A 19,693-nucleotide genomic window follows, 5' to 3' on the forward strand; every position below is an offset into this window, starting at 1 on the left:
GAGTCTTATCTGTCATCAGTCTATGGGTTTACCTGCTGGGGGTTATAAATCTGACTATGCGGGCAAAAAAATTCCTGATAAAGTTAACGGCTCTATTAATTGTCAGGAGTTAAGGGCCTCAGCTCTCCCTATGGACTGTCACCGAAGTTACTGTTTCTCTAGCGCTAATACCCAGCCAGTGGGTTTAAATCTGGTTATCCAATCACGCACATTTGCTGCGGCTAATATCACCCGATCTTTCTGCGTATCTATACTAACAACCGTACTACGGCGTTTTGCTGTTGCTGTTGTTGGTCGCACATCATCTGAATCGTGTTCTTATTCTCGGAGTCTGACATGGAATTTCTAATGGACCCCTCAATTTGGGCAGGGTTACTTACGTTGGTGGTACTGGAAATCGTTCTGGGTATCGATAACCTGGTATTCATTGCTATTCTTGCTGACAAACTACCGCCTAAACAAAGAGATAAAGCTCGAATCATCGGCCTGTCTCTGGCATTGATTATGCGGCTGGGCTTGTTGTCAGTCATCTCCTGGATGGTCACGCTAACAACACCGCTGTTTAGTGTTGGCAGTTTCAGTTTCTCTGGGCGAGATCTGATATTGCTGGTGGGGGGGCTATTCCTGCTATTTAAAGCCACCACCGAGCTACATGAACGGCTGGAGGGTAACCAGCACGATGACAGTGCGAATCGAGGTTATGCCAGCTTCTGGGCTGTTGTCGCACAGATTGTGGTGCTGGATGCGGTCTTCTCGCTGGATGCGGTCATTACTGCAGTAGGGATGGTTAACGACTTAGCTATCATGATGACTGCGGTTGTGATTGCGATGGGCGTGATGCTGCTGGCATCGAAAACCCTGACTAACTTTGTGAATGCCCACCCAACGGTGGTGGTGCTGTGCTTGAGCTTCTTGTTAATGATTGGTCTGAGCCTGATTGCGGAAGGCTTTGGTTTCCACATTCCAAAAGGCTACCTGTACGCTGCAATCGGATTCTCTATCCTGATTGAGCTATTTAACCAGATTGCGCGCCGCAACTTTATTAAACATGAGTCTCGTTTGCCAAGACGCCAACGCACGGCGGAAGCCATTATCCGTCTGATGGGCGGGCGTCAGCAGCAGGAACCGCAAAGCGGTGATTCGCAATTGGCCTTGCCGACAGAGGCTTTTGCTGAAGAAGAGCGCTATATGATCAGCGGCGTGCTGACATTGGCATCGCGCTCATTGCGCAGCGTGATGACTCCGCGCACTGAAATCTCTTGGGTGGATTGTCATCGTTCACAAGCGGAGATTCGTGAGCAGTTATTGGATACACCGCACAGCCTGTTCCCCGTTTGCCGCGACTCACTGGATCAGATAATTGGCGTGGTTCGAGCTAAAGACCTGCTAGTGGCGATTGAACGCGGGGACTCGATTTGTGAGTTTGCCGCGGCAACACCACCAATAGTGGTGCCTGATACCATGGACGTGATTAATCTGCTGGGCGTATTGCGTAAAGCGAAAGGTCGCCTGGTAGTGGTTAATGACGAATTTGGCGTGGTACAAGGGTTGGTGACACCGCTGGATGTGTTGGAAGCTATTGCTGGTGAATTCCCCGACGAAGATGAAACGCCTGATATTATTATCGATGGTGATGGTTGGTTGGTAAAAGGGGGGGCAGATCTGCACTCTCTGGAGCAGGCGCTGGATTGCCAGGAATTGGTGAGTCCCACGGCTGATTATGCTTCACTGGCCGGGATGCTGCTGTCGCATTCAGGCCATATGCCAACCGCGGGCGACGTGATTGAATTGCATAACCTGCGCTTTGAGGTCATGGAAGTTTCAGATTACCGCATTGAGCTGGTGCGCATTACGAAACTGAGTAATGAACTGGAAGAGTAAGAGCTCAGGCCAAGCCAAATGAAAAGGGGAGCTTCGGCTCCCCTTTTGCTGCGTGACGCTGTCAGTGAAAGAAATTAATTACACTGCACTTTGATTGCCAGGCCACCACGAGAAGTCTCGCGATATTTGGCATTCATATCTTTACCCGTTTCAAACATGGTTTCGATAACTTTATCCAGTGAGACCCGAGGTTCGCTGGTGCGGCGCATGGCCATACGCGCAGAGTTAATCGCTTTAACCGAAGCAATTGCATTACGTTCAATGCAAGGCACTTGAACCTGACCGGCAACCGGGTCACAGGTTAGGCCTAAATTGTGTTCCATACCAATTTCAGCGGCGATACACACTTGAACCGGGCTGGCACCCAGCAATTCGGCCAAACCGGCGGCAGCCATAGAACAGGCCACACCAACTTCACCCTGACAGCCCACTTCAGCACCTGAGATCGATGCATTCATCTTATACAAAATCCCGACAGCACCTGATGACAGGAAGTAGCGAATAAAGATTTCAGGGGTGACTGGTTCGATAAAGTGGTCGTAATAGGCCAATACTGCCGGGACAATACCACAGGCACCATTAGTGGGTGCAGTGACCACTCGGCCGCCAGCGGCATTCTCTTCGTTGACCGCCAGCGCGAACATATTGACCCAATCAATGACATTCATCGGGTCGCTAGACAGTTTATCCGAAGAAACCAGCAGGCGACGTAAGGCTGAAGCACGACGGGGAACCCGCAGCGGGCCGGGTAGCACACCCTCGGTATTCAGGCCACGATCAATACAAGCCCGCATAGTCTGCCAAATGGCGGTGAAGTAGGATTCGATCTCTTCTTTGCTGTGCATCGCCAGCTCATTTTGCATCACCATACCGGAGATGGACATGCCGGTTTGTTCGCAATTTGCCAGAATTTCCGCCGCAGAATTAAACGGGTAGGGCACACTGACCGCATTTACCGCCGCTTTGCCAAAATGCTCTTCATCAACGATAAAACCCCCGCCGATTGAGTAGTAGGTTTTACTGAGCACTTTCTCATCGCCAGCAAAGGCGTGGATCTGCATGCCATTTTCATGCAGCGGCAGATTATCACTGCGGAACACCATCCCGCCTTCACGAGGGAAATCAACCTCATGCAAGCCATTGGCCAGCATCAATTTCTGCCGTAACTCTACATCACGAATAAATGCCGGAATGCTATCGATATCAACGGTATCGGGCATGTTACCCGCCAACCCCATAATAATGGCGATGTCGGTGTGGTGACCTTTCCCTGTCAGTGACAGTGAGCCATAAACATCAACGGCTACCCGCGTGACAGATGGCATCAACCCTTGAGTGACCAGCAAATCAGCAAATTCTTTGCCGGCTTTCATTGGACCAACAGTATGAGAGCTGGAGGGGCCAATACCAATCTTGAACATGTCAAAAACACTAATCACGCTACAACTCCTTAACAAAACCTTTTGTGATCTCCGGCTCATCGGTATCGGGCTGAGGATCTTTGTATTAAGTATAAGAGCTCCGTGGATAGCAGCAGGTTACTTTGTGTGAAGTTATTGCTACCACAGGCCCTGTAAATTTGGGTCCTACTGGTGTTAGCGGTATCAATGGGATACCGCAACAGTGACATTTCGCTACCAACTTATCGTTATCACTATCCGCTTTTAACCTTACTTTTTTAGTGGTTTATAGTGATGAAAGATATTTTACAGATATTTCATAACGCTGACAGGCCAGTTTACAGTTTTTTTAAAATGATTGTGCAGAGAAAATAGAGTAAAAATCGATGTAATGAGGTGATGGGGATCGCTTTATGCTGTAATTCAGACTCTTTAGCCGTAATGCTGTGAAGTTTGTCACTCATTACCCATATTTGAAGTGCGGCTTTAGTGTCAAATACTGACTTGCTGTGCCAGGCGGCGAATGATTGCGGCAGTCAGCCCCCAAACAAATTGGCTTTCATACCATGAAAGATAGACCCGGTGATTGACTCCCCCGCGATGGATATCCAACGAATAGTAGCGAGACAGACTTAATGCCTCATATAAGGGGATCTCAAACAGTCCGGCGACTTCTTCTTCATTCCCCTGGAAGACGATATCGGCTGGGACTAAACCGACAATTGGCGTTACCTGATACCCACTGGAGCTGTCCAGTGGCGCCAATTGCCCCAACACATGTACCGATGAGGCCGGGATCGCGACCTCTTCCTCGGCTTCACGCAGTGCGGTGGCAATCAACGAGCCATCTTGTGGGTCCGCTTTACCACCGGGGAAAGCGACCTGACCGGCATGCTTACGTAAGTGGTCCGAGCGTCTTGTTAGCAGCAATGTGGGTTCAGGTCGGCAAATAATAGGGATTAGTACTGCGGCATGGCTGCCATGGGTGGAAAAACTACCCGGTTGTGGCTGTTGTAGCTGGAAACGGCTGATAAATTCAGACAATGAATTTCCAGCAACCGATTTATTCAGAAGTAATTTATTCATCACAGATTGATTCACCGACAAGTCACTCACGGAATGGCCCACTGATTCATTATATATTTTCCAACTGAGGTAATATGCGGGCGATTTTATCAAATGTTTCCTGATATTCAGCCTGTTCTTGGCTGTCAGCCACAATTCCCCCACCAGCAGAGCAATATATTCTGCCGTTTTCAGTTAACAGAGTGCGGATAGTAATATTAGTATCCATCGTGCCACAGCAACTAATATAGCCAATATTACCGCAATAGGCATTGCGACGTTGTGGTTCCAACTGCTCGATGATTTCCATGGCGCGAATTTTAGGCGCTCCGGTTATTGAGCCTCCAGGGAAGCAAGCACGAAGTAAATCTGTTGCGGTAGATTCAGCTGGCAGTGTCGCGGTAATGGTGCTGACCAAATGGTGTACTGCTGGGAAAGGCTCGACCACAAACAGTTCCGGAACCCGCACCGTACCTGGCTGTGCGACACGGCCAATATCATTGCGCAGCAAGTCAACAATCATCAGGTTCTCCGCGCGATCTTTAGGTGAGTTGGCGAGTCGCTCAGCTTGTAAACGATCCTGTGCCGGGTCGCTCAACCGTGGCAGAGTCCCTTTGATAGGGCGAGTCTGAATCTGATGCTCTTCCAGCCATAAAAAACGTTCTGGTGAGATACTCAATAGCGTGTTTTGCGCTAAGCGAATAAAAGCTGAAAAAGGTGCTCTATTACTGCGGCTCAATGACAAAAAGGCTTGCCATTCATCACCTTGATATTCTGCACTGAATCTCTGGGCTAAATTAATTTGGTAACAGTCGCCACTGTGCAAATATTCCTGAATTTGGCGGAATTTTTCACCATATTGCTCGCGCGACATATTGGCCTGCCATGGGCTAGTCAATTTGAATGGCGCGGCGGTGACCGGGGTTTTCTGTTGCTGTAGCCACAAAAGACGTTGTTCAGCATCTCCGTGACAAACCAGTGTTAGTTTCTGCAAATGATGGTCGGCAATTAATGCCCAGTCATACAAGCCGATAGCCATATCCGGCAACGAGATATCTTTCTCTGCCAGTGCCGGCAATTTCTCAACTCGCCGACCCAGGTCATAGCCCAATAACCCTAATGCGCCACCTAAAAATGGCAGGTCGGGGTGGGGAGATATCGGTGGGGAGAATTTATCCAACTGTTGCTGTAATAAAGAGAAGGGGTCGTCATGAGAGAACGCCTGTCCCTGCGCACTAATAATTTCTGTTTGCTCGCCTCGGGTGGTGAGGGTTACGCGCGGGTCGGCCACTAGAATATCAAAACGATTATGGGCATGTTCGGCAAACCCGGAATGCAGCAGCATAGCCCAAGCTTGATGGGCGAGGGGAGCAAATTGTTGTAGCAGGGCGTCGGGCTGATAAGGCAAGGTTTGGTAGGTCAGGGTTTTCACACTCATGAGTCACTGTTCTTTTCTTTCGGATTACTATATTAGGTGGCGTAATTGCATCTTCGCAACGTGCGGTGGGGAAGATTAGCATAAATCGCCCAAGTATTTGACGTCCGTTTACTTAGGGCAGTCAGTTCACCTGAAGTCAGAATAAACAGGTATACTTAATCAATTATATGCAGGAGATAAATCAATGTTAGCGGGTATGCCTTCACTTTCTCATGAGGAACAGCAAGAAGCTGTCGAACGTATTCACAAATTCATGTCGGAAGGAATGAGCAGTGGTGAGGCGATTGCCTTGGTTGCCGCCGAAATCCGCGAGCGGCACCAAAACGATCCGCAAGCCATGCCTATCTTTGAAGATACTGACTTTGATGATCACAATGAGTCTGATTATCGTCGTGATGATGAGCCGGATGCCGACGAAATAGAAGACCACTACGAGGGTTAAGCCCTTGCTGAATATCCATTTAAACCCGCCGCGTTGGCGGGTTTATTTATGGGGCTGATATTACTTCCCACTGACAACGACAGCTCCGGCGGCACGTTTCGCCACTTCAATAGCAGTGTCAACATCATCGGCGACAGCCAGCGCCACACCTAAACGCCGTTTCCCGTCAATCTCTGGCTTACCAAATAGGCGAATTTGCGTATCACCGACCAGAGCAGTCTCCAGCCCATGATAAGCAATATTTTGGCTGGTTAATTCAGGTAAAATAACGGCTGATGCCGCAGCGCCATACTGGCGAATAGTGCCAATCGGCAGACCAAGAAAGGCGCGCACATGCAAAGCAAACTCAGACATGTTTTGCGAAATCAGCGTTACCATTCCGGTATCATGTGGGCGCGGCGAGACTTCGCTGAAAATCACCTCATCACCACAAACAAACAATTCCACACCAAATAACCCGTAGCCGCCCAGTGCAGTTACCACGCGAGAGGCAATATCTTTTGCTCGCGCTAATGCGGTTTCACTCATTACCTGTGGCTGCCAGGACTCACGGTAATCGCCATCTTCCTGACGGTGACCAATAGGTGCACAGAAGTGAATGCCATCGACGGCACTGATGGTCAGCAAGGTAATTTCAAAATCAAAACGCACCAATCCTTCAACAATGACTCGGCCACCGCCCGCGCGGCCACCCTGTTGCGCATAATCCCATGCAGACTGAAGTTGGTCTTCATGACGGATTAGACTCTGGCCTTTACCTGAAGAGCTCATTACCGGTTTAACAATGCACGGATAACCTATCTCACTGACGGCTTGCCGGAAGGCATTCTCGCTATCCGCAAACTGGTAGCTGGACGTGGGTAATTGCAGTGTTTCTGCGGCCAGACGGCGAATACCTTCGCGGTTCATGGTCAGGCGAGTGGCTTGCGCACAAGGCACCACGTGCTGGCCCATATTCTCTAATTCGACCAGCATGTCAGTGGCGATAGCTTCAATTTCCGGCACGATATAGTGCGGTTTTTCCTGTTCGACTAACTGCTTCAGCGCTGCGCCATCCAACATATTAATCACATGGCTACGATGGGCGACATGCATCGCAGGGGCATCGGCATAGCGATCAACAGCAATCACTTCCAGCCCCAATCTCTGGCACTCAATAGCCACTTCTTTACCCAGCTCACCAGAGCCAAGTAACATAACGCGGGTGGCGTTGGGACGCAGAGCAGTTCCAATAGTCAGCATAGTTAGATACCTACATCAGTGGGAAAATTTTACCGCCGTAGTATAGGGTAAAACAGCCACGAAAACGATTGCGTATTCAGGTTGCAACAGTATAGTTCCGGCAATGGCCCCATCTCTGGTATTATCGCGCCAAAATCTTGCGCTTGCCTTCAGGCCATCGCTGCCATTCCATCCAGTTATAAGAGTTACTGCCGTGAGCACAACTTCCTTTTCTTCCCTGACACTGCCGGCTGAGCAGTTGTCCAATCTTAATGAACTTGGCTATACCGAGATGACACCGGTACAAGCCGCAGCGTTACCGGCAATCCTCAATGGGCAGGATGTCCGGGCAAAAGCTAAGACCGGCAGTGGGAAAACCGCGGCCTTCGGTATTGGTTTGCTAGACAAAATTGCGGTAGGCGAGTTTGTGACACAGGCATTGATATTGTGCCCAACCCGCGAACTGGCTGATCAGGTCAGTAAAGAGTTACGCCGCCTGGCTCGCTTTACCCAAAATATAAAAATCCTAACACTGTGCGGTGGCCAACCGATGGGCCATCAGTTGGATTCTCTGGTTCATGCACCCCATATCGTGGTAGGGACGCCGGGACGTATTCAGGAACATTTGCGTAAGAAAACACTGGTACTTGATGACCTTAAGATTTTGGTCTTGGATGAAGCTGATCGCATGCTGGATATGGGCTTTACCGACGCCATTGACGATGTGATTGCTTACACTCCACCACAGCGCCAAACTTTATTGTTCTCAGCCACTTATCCGGTGGGTATTGAACGAATCAGTGCGCGGGTGCAACGCCAACCAGTCAATGTTGAAGTTGAAGATGGTGATGAAGAACCCGCCATTGAGCAGGTCTTCTTCGAAACCACCCGTGAAAAACGTCTACCGCTGTTGATTGCTGTTCTCAGCCACTATCAGCCCGCGTCTTGTGTGGTGTTCTGTAACACCAAGAAAGATTGTCAAAGTGTGTTTGAAGCCTTGGAGTCGCGTGGTATCAGTGTGCTGGCTCTGCATGGTGATTTAGAGCAACGCGACCGTGACCAGGTGTTGGTGCGCTTCTCTAACCGTAGCTGCCGGGTTTTGGTGGCAACAGATGTCGCGGCTCGCGGTCTGGATATTAAAGACTTGGCGCTGGTGGTTAACTTCGAGCTGGCATTTGATCCTGAAGTTCACGTGCACCGCATTGGCCGTACCGGGCGTGCAGGGATGAGCGGCCTGGCCGTGAGTCTGTGTACACCACAAGAGATGGCTCGTGCCCATGCCATTGAAGATTACCTGCAAATCAAACTGAAATGGACGCCAGCAGAGCAGGTGAGTCGCAGTACTAACGCTATGCTCGAACCTGAAATGGTGACGTTATGTATTGATGGCGGGCGTAAAGCTAAGATTCGGCCAGGGGATATTCTGGGTGCATTAACCGGGGATGCCGGCCTGACTGCGGCGGATGTGGGTAAAATCGATATGTTCCCGGTCCATGCTTATGTGGCGATCCGCAAGGCTTGCGCCAAAAGGGCTCTGGCACAGTTGCAGCAAGGCAAGATCAAAGGCAAAAACTGCAAAGCCCGTTTATTAAAATAAGCACAGTGGGGCGATGGCGGTTGCATCGCCCCAATAAATCACATTATACTGTGTTTATGTACAGTTATCTGTAAGTGAAAAGGACGCATATCAATGGCCGTTGAAATAAAATTCGTCGTGGTAAGACAGGGTGAGGAAAAAATGACTTTCACAACCAAAAAAGAAGCCGATGCCTACGATAAAATGTTGGATTTGGCTGATAATTTGTCTGAATGGTTGTCACAAGCGCCATTAACACTTGAAGAAGAACAACGTGAGTCTCTGAGTTTCTTCCTGGCAGAGAACAAAGACGCACTGGGGCAAATTCTACGTGGTGCCAGCCCGACAGCCCCTACAGACGTGCAGCCAAAAGCCAAAGCGGAAAAGCACGAACCAGAGAAAAAATCTAAATCTGAAGAAAATCAAGCCGCTTAATCTGCCAACTTTCGGCAGAAAGTGCAAAAGGGATCTAAAATGAATCGTGAAATCACCTTCTTTCGCCGGTTTGAGGCGGATATTCTGGCCGATCGCAAAACGATTACTATCCGGGATAGCAGTGAAGCCGATTTCCGCCCAGGTGAAACCCTGCGCGTATGTCGTAATGAAGACGGCGTATTCTTCTGCAACATCGTGGTCAAGTCTGTCACTCCGGTTACCTTGGGTGCACTGTCTGAACGCCATGCTGAGCAAGAAAATATGTCGTTGGATGAACTGAAAAAAGTAATTAAGGATATCTATCCGGGCTTGGAACAGTTTTACGTGATTGAATTTACTCGGTGTTAATTTAGCTGCAGTCATCCTGCTCGTTGGCAATGCGGCCCACTCTGTAACCTACCTTTCAATCATTGTTCCTGCCATAGGATAGAAATAATAATATGTGGAGGAATGATGAGAAAGACAGGAATCGCCTTGATATTGGTCACTGCATTGGCAGGGATTACCCACAGTGTACAAGCCCAAGAGCCGCGGGTAGCCAAAGTACCGGCTTGTACCGGTTTAAATCAATCTCAGGTCGCAACGCAAGTTAAACGGGATTTTCTGCAAAACCGAATAACGCGTTGGGAAGCCGATAAAAAACAATTGGGTACAGATAGCCCAGTGGTTTGGATTAGCACGGTAGACATTACCGGCAAGGATGATGTCTGGCAGGTGCCAGTAACCGTTCGTGGCAATAAGGGCGATAAAACCTATCAAGTAGTGCTCGACTGCCAAGCGGGTTCGATTACTTATAATGGACCTAAATAATTTCTATTGAGTAAAATGAATTTCTACTAAACAGGCGCAGGGATTCACTCTCCTGCGCCTGTTTATTTTTCAATCCCAATGTGGTCAGACACTTTTTAAACATGTTATTTATCATTTGATTAGCCTCACTTAATTAAATTATACACATCGATTGATACTTGGCATTAATAGGTAATCGTGTCACTCTCGCGGTAACGAACACAGATGGATAACTCAACTAATGACCATACCTCCAAAGGCAGATAAACGCCCTTATCCAATGACAATACACGGTGATACCCGTACAGATGATTATTATTGGTTACGTGATGATGAGCGCACAGACGCTGATGTTCTGAACTACTTGCAAGCTGAGAATGATTTCACTGAGGCGGTTTTAAAGCCACAGCAGCCGCTGCGAGAAACTCTATATCAAGAGATGGTTTCGCGCATTCCGCCGCAGGAAGAATCCGTTCCCTATACTCGCAATGGCTACCGCTATCAAACACGTTTTGAGCCGGGCAATGAGTATGCCATTTATGTGCGCCAGCCAGTTTGGGCTGATAGCAGTTGGGAAACACTGTTGGATGGTAACCAGCGTGCAGCAGATAGCGAGTTTTATACCTTGGGTGGGTTGGATGTCAGCCCGGATAACCAACTGCTGGCGGTGGCAGAGGATTTCTTATCCCGACGTCAATATGATATCCGAGTCAAACATTTACAAAGTGATACTTGGCACGAAGAAGTCATCAGTAATACATCGGGCAATTTTGAGTGGGCGAATGATTCAAAAACCCTGTATTACGTGCGTAAGCATGAGAAAACATTGTTGCCCTATCAGGTCTATCGCCATGTTGTGGGAACCGACCCTGAGTTAGACCAACTGATTTATCAGGAAACTGACGATACCTTCTATGTTGGTTTGGAGAAAACCACTTCTGAGCGTTTTATTGTCATCCACCTGAGCAGTACCACAACGTCTGAAATTTTATTGCTGGATGCCGACCAATCAGAACCGGTACCGCAGATGTTTGCCCCTCGCCGTAAAGACCATGAATATGGCTTAGATCACTATAAGCAGCATTTCTATATTCGCTCAAACAAAGACGGCAAGAATTTCGGTCTGTACCAAATCGCCGAACAAGGGCATGTGCAATCTGATTTTGCTGATGAATCGCAATGGCTATCATTAATTGCGCCCAGAACTGATGTGATGTTGGAAGGGTTCAGTTTATTCCGTGATTGGTTGGTAGTGGAGGAGCGCAGTGAAGGGTTAACCCATCTGCGGCAAATTCATTGGGTCACCCGTGAAGATAAATCCATTACTTTTGATGACCCAACTTATGTCACCTGGTTGGCGTATAATCCTGAGCCGGAAACTGAGCTGCTACGTTATGGTTACTCTTCCATGACCACGCCGAGTTCCATGTATGAACTGAATATGGACACCGGTGCCCGTCAGTTGCTTAAGCAGCAAGAAGTAAAAAATTTCACCCCGGAAAAATATCGTAGCGAGCGAATTTGGGTTACGGCATCAGATGGCGTCAAAGTCCCGGTCTCTTTGGTTTATCACCGTGAGCACTTTGTCTCAGGCCATAATCCACTGTTGGTTTATGGCTATGGCTCCTATGGTAGCAGTATGGATCCGGCATTCAGTGGCAGCCGGTTAAGTTTATTGGATCGCGGTTTTGTCTTTGCTCTGGCACATATTCGCGGCGGCGGTGAATTGGGTCAGCAGTGGTATGAAGAGGGTAAATTGCTCAATAAGTTAAATACTTTTAGCGATTTTATTGATGTCACCAAAGCCTTGGTCGCGGAAGGTTATGGCGATGCTAACCGGGTCTTCGCCATGGGCGGTAGTGCAGGGGGGTTGCTGATGGGAACCGTCATCAATCAGGCTCCTGAATTATATAAAGGTATTGTCGCGCAGGTGCCATTTGTTGATGTGGTCACCACCATGCTGGATGAATCTATCCCTTTGACCACTGGCGAATATGACGAGTGGGGTAATCCGAACGATAAAACCTATTACGATTATATTAAGCAATATAGCCCATATGATCAGGTCAAAGCTCAGGACTACCCGCATATGCTGGTCACCACCGGTTTGCATGACTCCCAAGTTCAATATTGGGAGCCGGCGAAATGGGTCGCTAAGTTGCGTGAAATGAAAACCGATGACCATCAATTGCTGCTTTATACCGATATGGATTCAGGGCATGGCGGTAAATCAGGGCGCTTTAAAGCTTATGAAGATATCGCCTTAGAATATGCATTCATTCTGGCTTTGGCATAATCTCAGGTAGAACATTACGTTAGGTAATGCGTCAGCGTGTGGCGCATATCTGGCGTAAGGTCAGAGATAGACGCTAGCATCCAACGCAGATAGTCCGGATCTTGTTGGGCTATCTGTTCAATACTCTTCCCGCGATACTTCCCAAACTTAAAGGTAGACAATAACAGCGGTTGCTGTGTTATCTCCGCCATTTGATCGGCATTCCACCCAGAGTCTTGCATGATGCGCTGTAACAGCGCGGCGGTGACATAACAGTCATATAAAGCGCGGTGTGGGTAGAGGTTATCCGGTACTGAAACATTCAGGCGCAAAGCGTAACGCAGATATTGATTGCTGTGTTTAATATCAGGATAAAGCATACGTGCCAGCTTAAGAGTACAAATCCATTGGCCGCCCATCTCAGGTAACACGCCACGATCGAAGGGGGCATTATGGGCCACATAGTAAGGGCTACCTTGATATTTCCTGACCGCCACAGCAATCCGTGGTTTGCCCTCTACCATATCTTCGGTGATATGGTGAATCACCATAGCATCAATACTGATTGGTCTATCAGGGCTCACCAAGTCACTCATAGGGTTACTCAATACCCCATCAACCACATCAATAGATGCGATTTCGACAATACCGCCCTCTAAGCCGCAGGTTTCGGTATCAATGACACGAAAATACATGCTTACCCCCAGAATCCTTAAATATTAGCAACAAAAAACCCGCCTATCATGGCGGGTTGACTGACGAGACGAAAAAACCGTTATTCTGCGCTAGAAGAAGATGATTTTTTAGCACGTTTCTCAGCTTTTTTCTCAGCTGGCGTTTTTAGTGGTTTTTTCTTCGCGTTCTTTTTGCTGTCCATTCCCTTACTCATGGCTTGCCTCTCTTTACCTTCGGTTAGGTTGGTACGCACCCCTATTAACCACCTTATAGGCACGAGTTGCAAGGGAAGAAAGCATCACTATGATTAATGTATTGTTTAGCAAGAGTATTATTAAACCTTAAGCAATCTTATTGGTGCTTAATATTTGTTATTTTGCGACGTCACTTGTGAAAACTCACTGAGATATGGCGTAATTATCACCAGTTGGTGGAATTAATTGACTGATTGGCGTAAATGTAACGTTTTATCGTTGACCCTGTGTGCTGTATAGGCTTTGATAACTTTAATGTCTTAACAAACATGGAAACATAATGGAACAATTGCGTGGGCTTTATCCAGCGTATGAACCTTACGACAGTGGCTTGTTAGACACAGGCGACGGTCACCAGATTTATTGGGAACTCTGTGGCAACCCTGAGGGTAAACCGGCGGTATTTATCCATGGTGGCCCAGGTGGCGGAATTGCGCCGTATCACCGGCAGCTTTTTAACCCAACAAAATACAAAGTTTTGCTGTTTGATCAACGTGGATGCGGGCGCTCAACACCTCACGCCAGTCTGGATAACAACACCACCTGGCATTTGGTCGATGATATCGAGCGGCTACGTAAAATGGCCGCTGTGGATAAATGGCTGATATTTGGTGGTTCTTGGGGCTCAACACTTGCACTAGCGTATGGTGAAACACACCCCGACCGGGTCAGTGAGATGGTGTTACGTGGGATATTTACTCTGCGTAAAAAAGAGCTGTATTGGTATTATCAGGATGGCGCTTCACGTTTCTTCCCGGACAAATGGCAGCGTGTGCTCTCTATTTTATCGCCAGAAGAACAGGGTGATGTGATTGCTGCTTATCGCCAACGACTGACATCGCCGGACAAGGCCGTACAGCTGGAGGCGGCTAAAATTTGGAGCCTATGGGAAGGCGAGACTGTCACTCTATTACCCACCAAAAGCTCGGCTTCTTTCGGTGAAGATGACTTTGCTCTAGCTTTCGCCCGCATTGAGAATCACTATTTCACCCATATGGGTTTTTTGGATAGTGATAACCAGTTACTGGATGATGTGACACGTATTCGTCATATTCCTGCGGTTATTATCCATGGCCGCTATGATATGGCTTGTCAGCCACAAAATGCGTGGGATTTAGCCAAAGCCTGGCCGGAGGCTGAATTACATCTGGTTGAGGGGGCAGGTCACTCCTTCGACGAGCCGGGTATCTTGCATCAGTTGATTTTGGCAACGGATAAGTTTGCACGTAAATCCTAACGTTTCATCTGAATAACTCCCGCAGAGCCATCTTTGCGGGAGTATCTTGTTCATCACTTTATCTTCGGTTCATACGGCAAGCGAGAGAGTTTATTTGATTCACTACGATAATGCGCCAAACGCTGCAAAAAATAGTCGCGCAGCTCATCCGGCTGCTCCCTGGCAACCATTTCAGGGATCACCGGCATATTGTAACGCTCTTTAAATGCAACGCCTGAAGCCGCCAGGTCAACGTTCATTTTTGCTGTTTCTTCGTCAGAAAGCTCTACCAGATTATATCCCATTCTTTGCTCCTTCTTGGATGGTGGGAGGTTATGGCGCAAAAGGTAATGCAGACTGCAGCGCTTGGCAAGTGACAGGGATTATCAAACAATGGTTATTTCTAAACTTTCACATAGAAATAATATTCACCTTCAGGTGAAAAGCTTATTTTAAATTAAATAAACCCTCAAATAAGAATCATTCTTTTTAGTGTTTGGCCGGTAATGATAATGATTATTATAATAATCAAAGAAACACGATAATATTTGTTATCTTGTTTAAAATCATATGGTTAAATTATTTATTTGTTTTTGTAGAGTATTAATGTGAATAGGGTGTTCTTATTTTGTTTTTATCTTGGCATAATACGCCAAGTTAATCGTTGCTTCCCTGCATTATAAATATTAGGAAATTATTTATGTTGAAAACAGAAATGGCACAAAAGCTCAATGAGCAGCTGAATCTCGAATTTTACTCTGCCAATCTTTATCTGCAGATGAGTGCCTGGTGCAGCGATAAAGGGTTTGAAGGTGCAGCTGCATTTTTAAAAGAACATTCTCAAGAAGAGATGCAGCATATGCAGCGCCTGTTTGAGTATCTCAGTGGCACAGGTTCTATGCCGGTTTTGGGTACCATTACAGCGCCGCCAATCGATTTTGCATCATTGGCTGATGTATTCAAATTGACTTATGAGCATGAGCAACTGATCACCACTCAAATTAATGAGCTTGCCCATGTAGCAATGACAACTCACGACTACTCTACATTCAATTTCCTGCAATGGTATGTTGCTGAACAGCATGAAGAAGAAAAACTGTTCAAATCTATTCTGGATAAATTGGCGCTGGTGGGTAATAGCGGCAACTCATTGTTCTTTGTTGATAAAGACTTGAAGACAATGGCGGCTCAGAGCCACGTTCAGGCTTAATTCTTGGCTTAATGGGTACTGACAGACTATTTGCCGCAGCTTCTGATTCCCACTGGTGGAATCCGGAGCTGCGGTTTTTCGTTGTAACCTCATGATATTTATCTGCGCTTTCCCCCCCATTTTATGGTTTCGTGCTAATAACGAATTGTTTAGCTATGGTTTCTCGACTTGCCATATTCAAATCGTTATCATTTGCAATAACAACAAAAGCTCGTGAGCTTAATAGCTGTTCAAAAATTGGTGATATTTCAATCGCCACTCAGAGTTTGGTGTTTTATTTTGTGCCCTACCTCACAGGTAGTGCAATTCACTGGAAGTGATAGGGGTTCACGCTGCCAATATAGGATATGGTTGGTAGCAGATTGATTCTTTTCCCCATCGATTAAGGGATATTATGTTTATTCGCAAAGTACGTTCTTCTTGCCGCATGCTTTCGGCGCTTATTGTGTTGTTTGTTGGGTTATCCAGTCAACAAGCGCTGGCCCACGCACATTTAAAAATTGAGTCACCTGCCGCCGATACCACCATAGGTTCAGCACCAGAAGCCCTGACCTTGGGGTTCTCCGAAGGAATTGAGCTGAATTTCAGTGGCGTGAAAGTTACCGGTCCTGATAACGATGTGGTGAAAACCGGTGAGCTAAAATTAGACCCGGTCAATAATACGCAATTGATTTTACCAATTGATGATGCGTTAAAAGCGGGGAAATATAACGTTTCATGGCATGTGGTCTCTGTTGATGGTCATAAAACCAAAGGCACATACAGCTTCACAGTGAAATAATATGTCTCTGGCGACCCTATTCGTTCTGTGTCGCTTCCTGCATTTTTTGGCGGTGATGCTGATGTTTGGCATCAGTATCTTCACCGCCTTATTAGCACCAGACCGCTTTTCTTCGACCTTAAAACAGCGTTTATCACCTCTGCTTATCCTCAGTACCTTTCTGGGGCTAGTTTCTGCTGTCGGACTTTTGGCCATTCAAGCCGGTATGATGGGGGATGGCTGGTCTGATACTTATCGGCTGAATGTTTGGTGGGCAGTATTTGGCACTCGATTTGGTCAGATATGGCAATGGCATCTTGGTCTATCTATCTTGAGTATGTGGGTCGTATTACTGGGTTCAACTCGAGTTTACTACCCATTAATGGTGGGGTGTTCCACGGCATTACTGGCGAGCTTGGCGTTTACCGGGCATGCGGCGATGCACGATGGTGCTTTGGGATGGATTCATCAAATCAATCAAATGATACATTTACTCAGCACTGGCTACTGGTTGGGATGTCTACCACCTCTCTTAATTTGTCTTGCTTATACTCGCCATAGTGATGTGAAACGCGAAGCTATCACCACACTGATTCGCTTTTCCAGTTGGGGGCATTTAGCGGTAACCTTGGTCTTGGTGACTGGTGTTATTAACAGCATTATTATATTGAGAGAGACTTCTTTAACGTTAACATCCACTTATCAGATGTTATTGCTCAGCAAAGTGATATTAGTGCTATTTATGATTGTTGTTGCACTGATTAACCGCTATTGGATTGTCCCGATGCTGCGAAAATTACCGGTAAAGGGGCATTATTGGTTAGTCGTTAACAGCTGTACCGAGATAATCCTTGGGGTAGGGGTGCTGCTGTTAGTCAGTATTTTTGCCACAATGGCACCGGTATAGGGTGAGATTATCTCTAACAAACAGTGCCACCGAGCTTGCATCAACTCCTCACTATGAGAGAAAATCAAAGCAATCAGTTAATTAAGGGTAATTAAGATGAAGGGTTTTGTGCTGACGTTGTCGTTACTCATGTTATCAGCTAACGCTATGGCTGCCGGGAAGATTATCACGGTCAGTAAGTTTGAGTTTGGCAAACAATGGGCATTTAATCGCGAAGAAGTGATGCTGGAGTGCCGCTCAGGTGATGCTTTGTTTGTGATAAACCCAAGCACGTTAGCGCAATATCCGCTAAATGATGTCGCAATGGAACAGATGAAGTCGGGTCATGTTCTGGCGAAACCATTAGATGTGCTGCTATTAGATGACAGTGATAAACCCGGCCAAAAGATGAGTTTGGAGCCTTTTCAAAAACGCGCCATGACATTATGCCAACAGTAAATTTGAGTACAAAACCTAGGTGTTTATTAGTATTAATCGATGTTTAACAGACAATTGCCTTTCTTAGCATGAGCACTGATTTTTTAGCGCCTAAATTAGTTTGCACCCGTTATTAATTACTTCTGTTGCTAAGTTGGCGAAACACATGTACTCGACTACGCTTAAGGAGTACGGCTGAATAAGCCTACGTTAATGCCAACTTTTAGCGCACGGCTCTCTCCCAAGAGCCCTTTCCCTAGACCGAATATAGGAATCGTATTCGGTCTTTTTTTAACTTATTGATTTTAAAGGTGATTTTTGGGGTTTATCGAAATTTATCGAAATTTTATCGAAATCTGATATTCGGTCTTTTATAGCATCACGTATTCTTTCCCTCTCGTATCAAGGTACTTATTCGTCATTTTCTCCGATTTATGCCCCAGCAGTTTCATCGCAAATTCCTTACCTTTTTCCTTTTCATACAATCGTCCGGCTAGGCTTCTGATCTCATGAAAAGTTGGCGGACTTTCATCAAAACGAAAATCTGTTCCTGTTCTCGCCGTTACGAATTTCTTAGTCAGGCTGTCTGGATGTAGTGATCCATCAGGGCTATTTTTCCGGATACCGGTACTTATCATAAAATCTGTTTTACTGGCTAATCTGCATCTTTCAATCACGGAGCTAAGACGTAGGCCAACGGCTTTAAGCTCAAGATCTAAGGGCAGGGAGATCATGGCTCCGGTTTTTCCCTGATCTATCTGTAATCTGCCATCAACAATCTGGTCAAAGCGCATCAATGTTAAATCCTCACGCCGTTGGCCAGTCACCAGCGCCAGATCCATTGATAGCCCAAACCATGCCGGTAATGTGTTAGCAACATTGCGAATGGCAAGATACTGATCCAGTTCCAGTCGCTCACGTTTCACCACTGGTTTAGCTGAACGTGTCGGTGTCACCGGGTTGTTCTCTATATGACCTTCAACAATCGCTTCCCTAAATATATCTGACAGAACCGATCGCATGGTGGCAGCCATTGTCTTTTTATCTTGCGCTACCCAGAACTCCAAAAACTCAGCAACATGGCGCGTGCTGATTTTTGTTAATACATTGCTGCCCAATTTTTCGCTGATCATGGCTATTTGTCCCTTGCGAACTTTGTATGTGTTTTCCGCCAGCTCTCGGCGTTTATAGATGACGTCATATCGTTTTAGCCATGCTGCCAGTGTGTACTCCTGCGTGCCTTTGAGCTTTTCTAGTAGCGCGACAGGAGTGTAGTTTTGTTCAATGAAATTATTGGCTTCAATGGCTTGGGATATAGCATCTCGTCGGGCAATTTTACCGAGAGACAATTCCTTTCCAGTTAGCGGGTTGCGCCAATAGAAAGTTTGTTGAACACGCCTAAAGGTGAGATTTTTGGGCAAATTAGCGTCATACTTTCCCGGCCTTTTTGCCATAACCCATCTTCTCCAATATTGGCGGTATCGTAGAATGTGAAATATTCAGCGCTTTCGCCATTCTGTAGCTTTTGGGCTGTATATAAATGGCACCAGGCCGCACGCGATATTGTCTGCCGTGTTTTTCTGCTGCAGGGTAAAAGTTACCGTTTCTGGCCCAACGTTGGAGTGTTTGAATCGTCGGCTTGTCAGTCGTATACGTTTCATTACACCATTCGGTTAATGTCATTAATTTAGCCATTGGTCATACCTCGATATGACCGGTCAGCATAGTAACG

21 protein-coding genes are annotated in these 19,693 nt (G+C 46.8%); 12 read left to right on the plus strand and 9 right to left on the minus strand.

Annotated features, from left to right (window positions below):
• Positions 1–336: 336 nt before the first annotated feature.
• Positions 337–1,881 carry a TerC family protein gene (locus DJ58_RS14480; protein ID WP_032911134.1) on the plus strand — a complete coding sequence of 515 codons (1,545 nt, stop codon included), beginning with the start codon at positions 337–339 and terminating at the stop codon, positions 1,879–1,881.
• Positions 1,882–1,955: 74 nt separating this feature from the next.
• On the opposite strand, the gene DJ58_RS14475 is transcribed toward DJ58_RS14480, so the two are convergent.
• From DJ58_RS14475 to pabB, 3 genes are all read right to left on the minus strand, one after another.
• Entirely contained in the window at positions 1,956–3,320 is a 1,365-nt protein-coding gene (locus DJ58_RS14475) for an L-serine ammonia-lyase (protein ID WP_032911133.1), read from the minus strand.
• A 453-nt stretch (positions 3,321–3,773) separates the two neighbouring features.
• The gene (locus tag DJ58_RS14470; RefSeq protein ID WP_032911191.1) at positions 3,774–4,367 is read right to left on the minus strand and encodes a CoA pyrophosphatase; all 594 of its coding nucleotides are present in this window, start codon (positions 4,365–4,367) and stop codon (positions 3,774–3,776) included.
• 49 nt (positions 4,368–4,416) lie between these two features.
• Positions 4,417–5,784 carry an aminodeoxychorismate synthase component 1 gene (gene pabB / locus DJ58_RS14465; protein WP_004709474.1) on the minus strand — a complete coding sequence of 456 codons (1,368 nt, stop codon included), beginning with the start codon at positions 5,782–5,784 and terminating at the stop codon, positions 4,417–4,419.
• 184 nt (positions 5,785–5,968) lie between these two features.
• On the opposite strand from pabB, the gene DJ58_RS14460 reads away from it, so the two are divergent.
• On the plus strand, positions 5,969–6,226 hold the full coding sequence (locus DJ58_RS14460; protein WP_004709472.1) for a YoaH family protein: 258 nt from the start codon (positions 5,969–5,971) through the stop codon (positions 6,224–6,226).
• Between the two features lie 60 nt (positions 6,227–6,286).
• Here the strand turns inward: DJ58_RS14460 and purT are convergent, their stop codons facing one another.
• Positions 6,287–7,468: a formate-dependent phosphoribosylglycinamide formyltransferase gene (gene purT / locus DJ58_RS14455; protein WP_032911131.1), complete on the minus strand. Its 1,182-nt coding sequence runs from the start codon at positions 7,466–7,468 to the stop codon at positions 6,287–6,289.
• A gap of 193 nt (positions 7,469–7,661) precedes the next feature.
• Between purT and dbpA the strand changes: the two genes are divergently transcribed.
• The 5 genes from dbpA (at position 7,662) to DJ58_RS14430 (ending at position 12,543) form a co-directional block, all read left to right on the plus strand.
• A complete protein-coding gene (dbpA, locus tag DJ58_RS14450) occupies positions 7,662–9,044 on the plus strand; it encodes an ATP-dependent RNA helicase DbpA (RefSeq protein WP_004709467.1) in 1,383 nt (460 codons plus the stop codon).
• 93 nt (positions 9,045–9,137) lie between these two features.
• Positions 9,138–9,458, plus strand: coding sequence for a YebG family protein (locus DJ58_RS14445; protein ID WP_004709464.1), 321 nt, complete (start codon positions 9,138–9,140; stop codon positions 9,456–9,458).
• A 39-nt stretch (positions 9,459–9,497) separates the two neighbouring features.
• Entirely contained in the window at positions 9,498–9,806 is a 309-nt protein-coding gene (yqfB, locus tag DJ58_RS14440) for a N(4)-acetylcytidine aminohydrolase (RefSeq protein WP_004709461.1), read from the plus strand.
• Positions 9,807–9,911: 105 nt separating this feature from the next.
• Entirely contained in the window at positions 9,912–10,268 is a 357-nt protein-coding gene (gene yebF / locus DJ58_RS14435; RefSeq protein WP_032911130.1) for a protein YebF, read from the plus strand.
• A gap of 220 nt (positions 10,269–10,488) precedes the next feature.
• Positions 10,489–12,543 (plus strand): S9 family peptidase, encoded by a 2,055-nt coding sequence (locus DJ58_RS14430; RefSeq protein WP_004709457.1) that lies wholly within the window; start codon positions 10,489–10,491, stop codon positions 12,541–12,543.
• Between the two features lie 14 nt (positions 12,544–12,557).
• Here DJ58_RS14430 and exoX read toward each other — a convergent pair whose 3' ends face one another.
• Together exoX and DJ58_RS23365 are read right to left on the minus strand one after the other, a co-directional pair.
• A complete protein-coding gene (gene exoX / locus DJ58_RS14425) occupies positions 12,558–13,217 on the minus strand; it encodes an exodeoxyribonuclease X (protein WP_004709455.1) in 660 nt (219 codons plus the stop codon).
• A gap of 80 nt (positions 13,218–13,297) precedes the next feature.
• A complete protein-coding gene (locus DJ58_RS23365) occupies positions 13,298–13,450 on the minus strand; it encodes a hypothetical protein (RefSeq protein ID WP_004709453.1) in 153 nt (50 codons plus the stop codon).
• A 281-nt stretch (positions 13,451–13,731) separates the two neighbouring features.
• Between DJ58_RS23365 and pip the strand changes: the two genes are divergently transcribed.
• Positions 13,732–14,688 carry a prolyl aminopeptidase gene (pip, locus tag DJ58_RS14420; protein ID WP_004709451.1) on the plus strand — a complete coding sequence of 319 codons (957 nt, stop codon included), beginning with the start codon at positions 13,732–13,734 and terminating at the stop codon, positions 14,686–14,688.
• A gap of 53 nt (positions 14,689–14,741) precedes the next feature.
• Here the strand turns inward: pip and DJ58_RS14415 are convergent, their stop codons facing one another.
• Positions 14,742–14,972 (minus strand): DNA polymerase III subunit theta, encoded by a 231-nt coding sequence (locus DJ58_RS14415; RefSeq protein WP_004709448.1) that lies wholly within the window; start codon positions 14,970–14,972, stop codon positions 14,742–14,744.
• A 395-nt stretch (positions 14,973–15,367) separates the two neighbouring features.
• On the opposite strand from DJ58_RS14415, the gene ftnA reads away from it, so the two are divergent.
• The 4 genes from ftnA to DJ58_RS14395 all read left to right on the plus strand — a co-directional run bounded on the left by ftnA (position 15,368) and on the right by DJ58_RS14395 (position 17,982).
• Positions 15,368–15,877, plus strand: coding sequence for a non-heme ferritin (gene ftnA, locus DJ58_RS14410; protein WP_004709447.1), 510 nt, complete (start codon positions 15,368–15,370; stop codon positions 15,875–15,877).
• A 394-nt stretch (positions 15,878–16,271) separates the two neighbouring features.
• Positions 16,272–16,658 (plus strand): CopC domain-containing protein YobA, encoded by a 387-nt coding sequence (gene yobA, locus DJ58_RS14405; RefSeq protein WP_004709445.1) that lies wholly within the window; start codon positions 16,272–16,274, stop codon positions 16,656–16,658.
• Position 16,659: 1 nt separating this feature from the next.
• The gene (gene copD / locus DJ58_RS14400; RefSeq protein ID WP_004709444.1) at positions 16,660–17,544 is read left to right on the plus strand and encodes a copper homeostasis membrane protein CopD; all 885 of its coding nucleotides are present in this window, start codon (positions 16,660–16,662) and stop codon (positions 17,542–17,544) included.
• A 96-nt stretch (positions 17,545–17,640) separates the two neighbouring features.
• Positions 17,641–17,982, plus strand: coding sequence for a YebY family protein (locus tag DJ58_RS14395; protein WP_004709441.1), 342 nt, complete (start codon positions 17,641–17,643; stop codon positions 17,980–17,982).
• Positions 17,983–18,332: 350 nt separating this feature from the next.
• Here DJ58_RS14395 and DJ58_RS14390 read toward each other — a convergent pair whose 3' ends face one another.
• Together DJ58_RS14390 and DJ58_RS14385 are read right to left on the minus strand one after the other, a co-directional pair.
• A complete protein-coding gene (locus tag DJ58_RS14390) occupies positions 18,333–19,415 on the minus strand; it encodes a tyrosine-type recombinase/integrase (protein ID WP_032913217.1) in 1,083 nt (360 codons plus the stop codon).
• Complete coding sequence (locus tag DJ58_RS14385) at positions 19,390–19,656, minus strand: excisionase (RefSeq protein WP_032912248.1); 267 nt, start codon at positions 19,654–19,656, stop codon at positions 19,390–19,392. Before DJ58_RS14385 ends, DJ58_RS14390 begins: the two co-directional genes overlap by 26 nt.
• Positions 19,657–19,693: the final 37 nt, after the last annotated feature.

Origin of the sequence: Yersinia frederiksenii ATCC 33641 (genome assembly GCF_000754805.1) — a bacterium.
GTDB classification, from domain to species: Bacteria; Pseudomonadota; Gammaproteobacteria; order Enterobacterales; family Enterobacteriaceae; genus Yersinia; species Yersinia frederiksenii.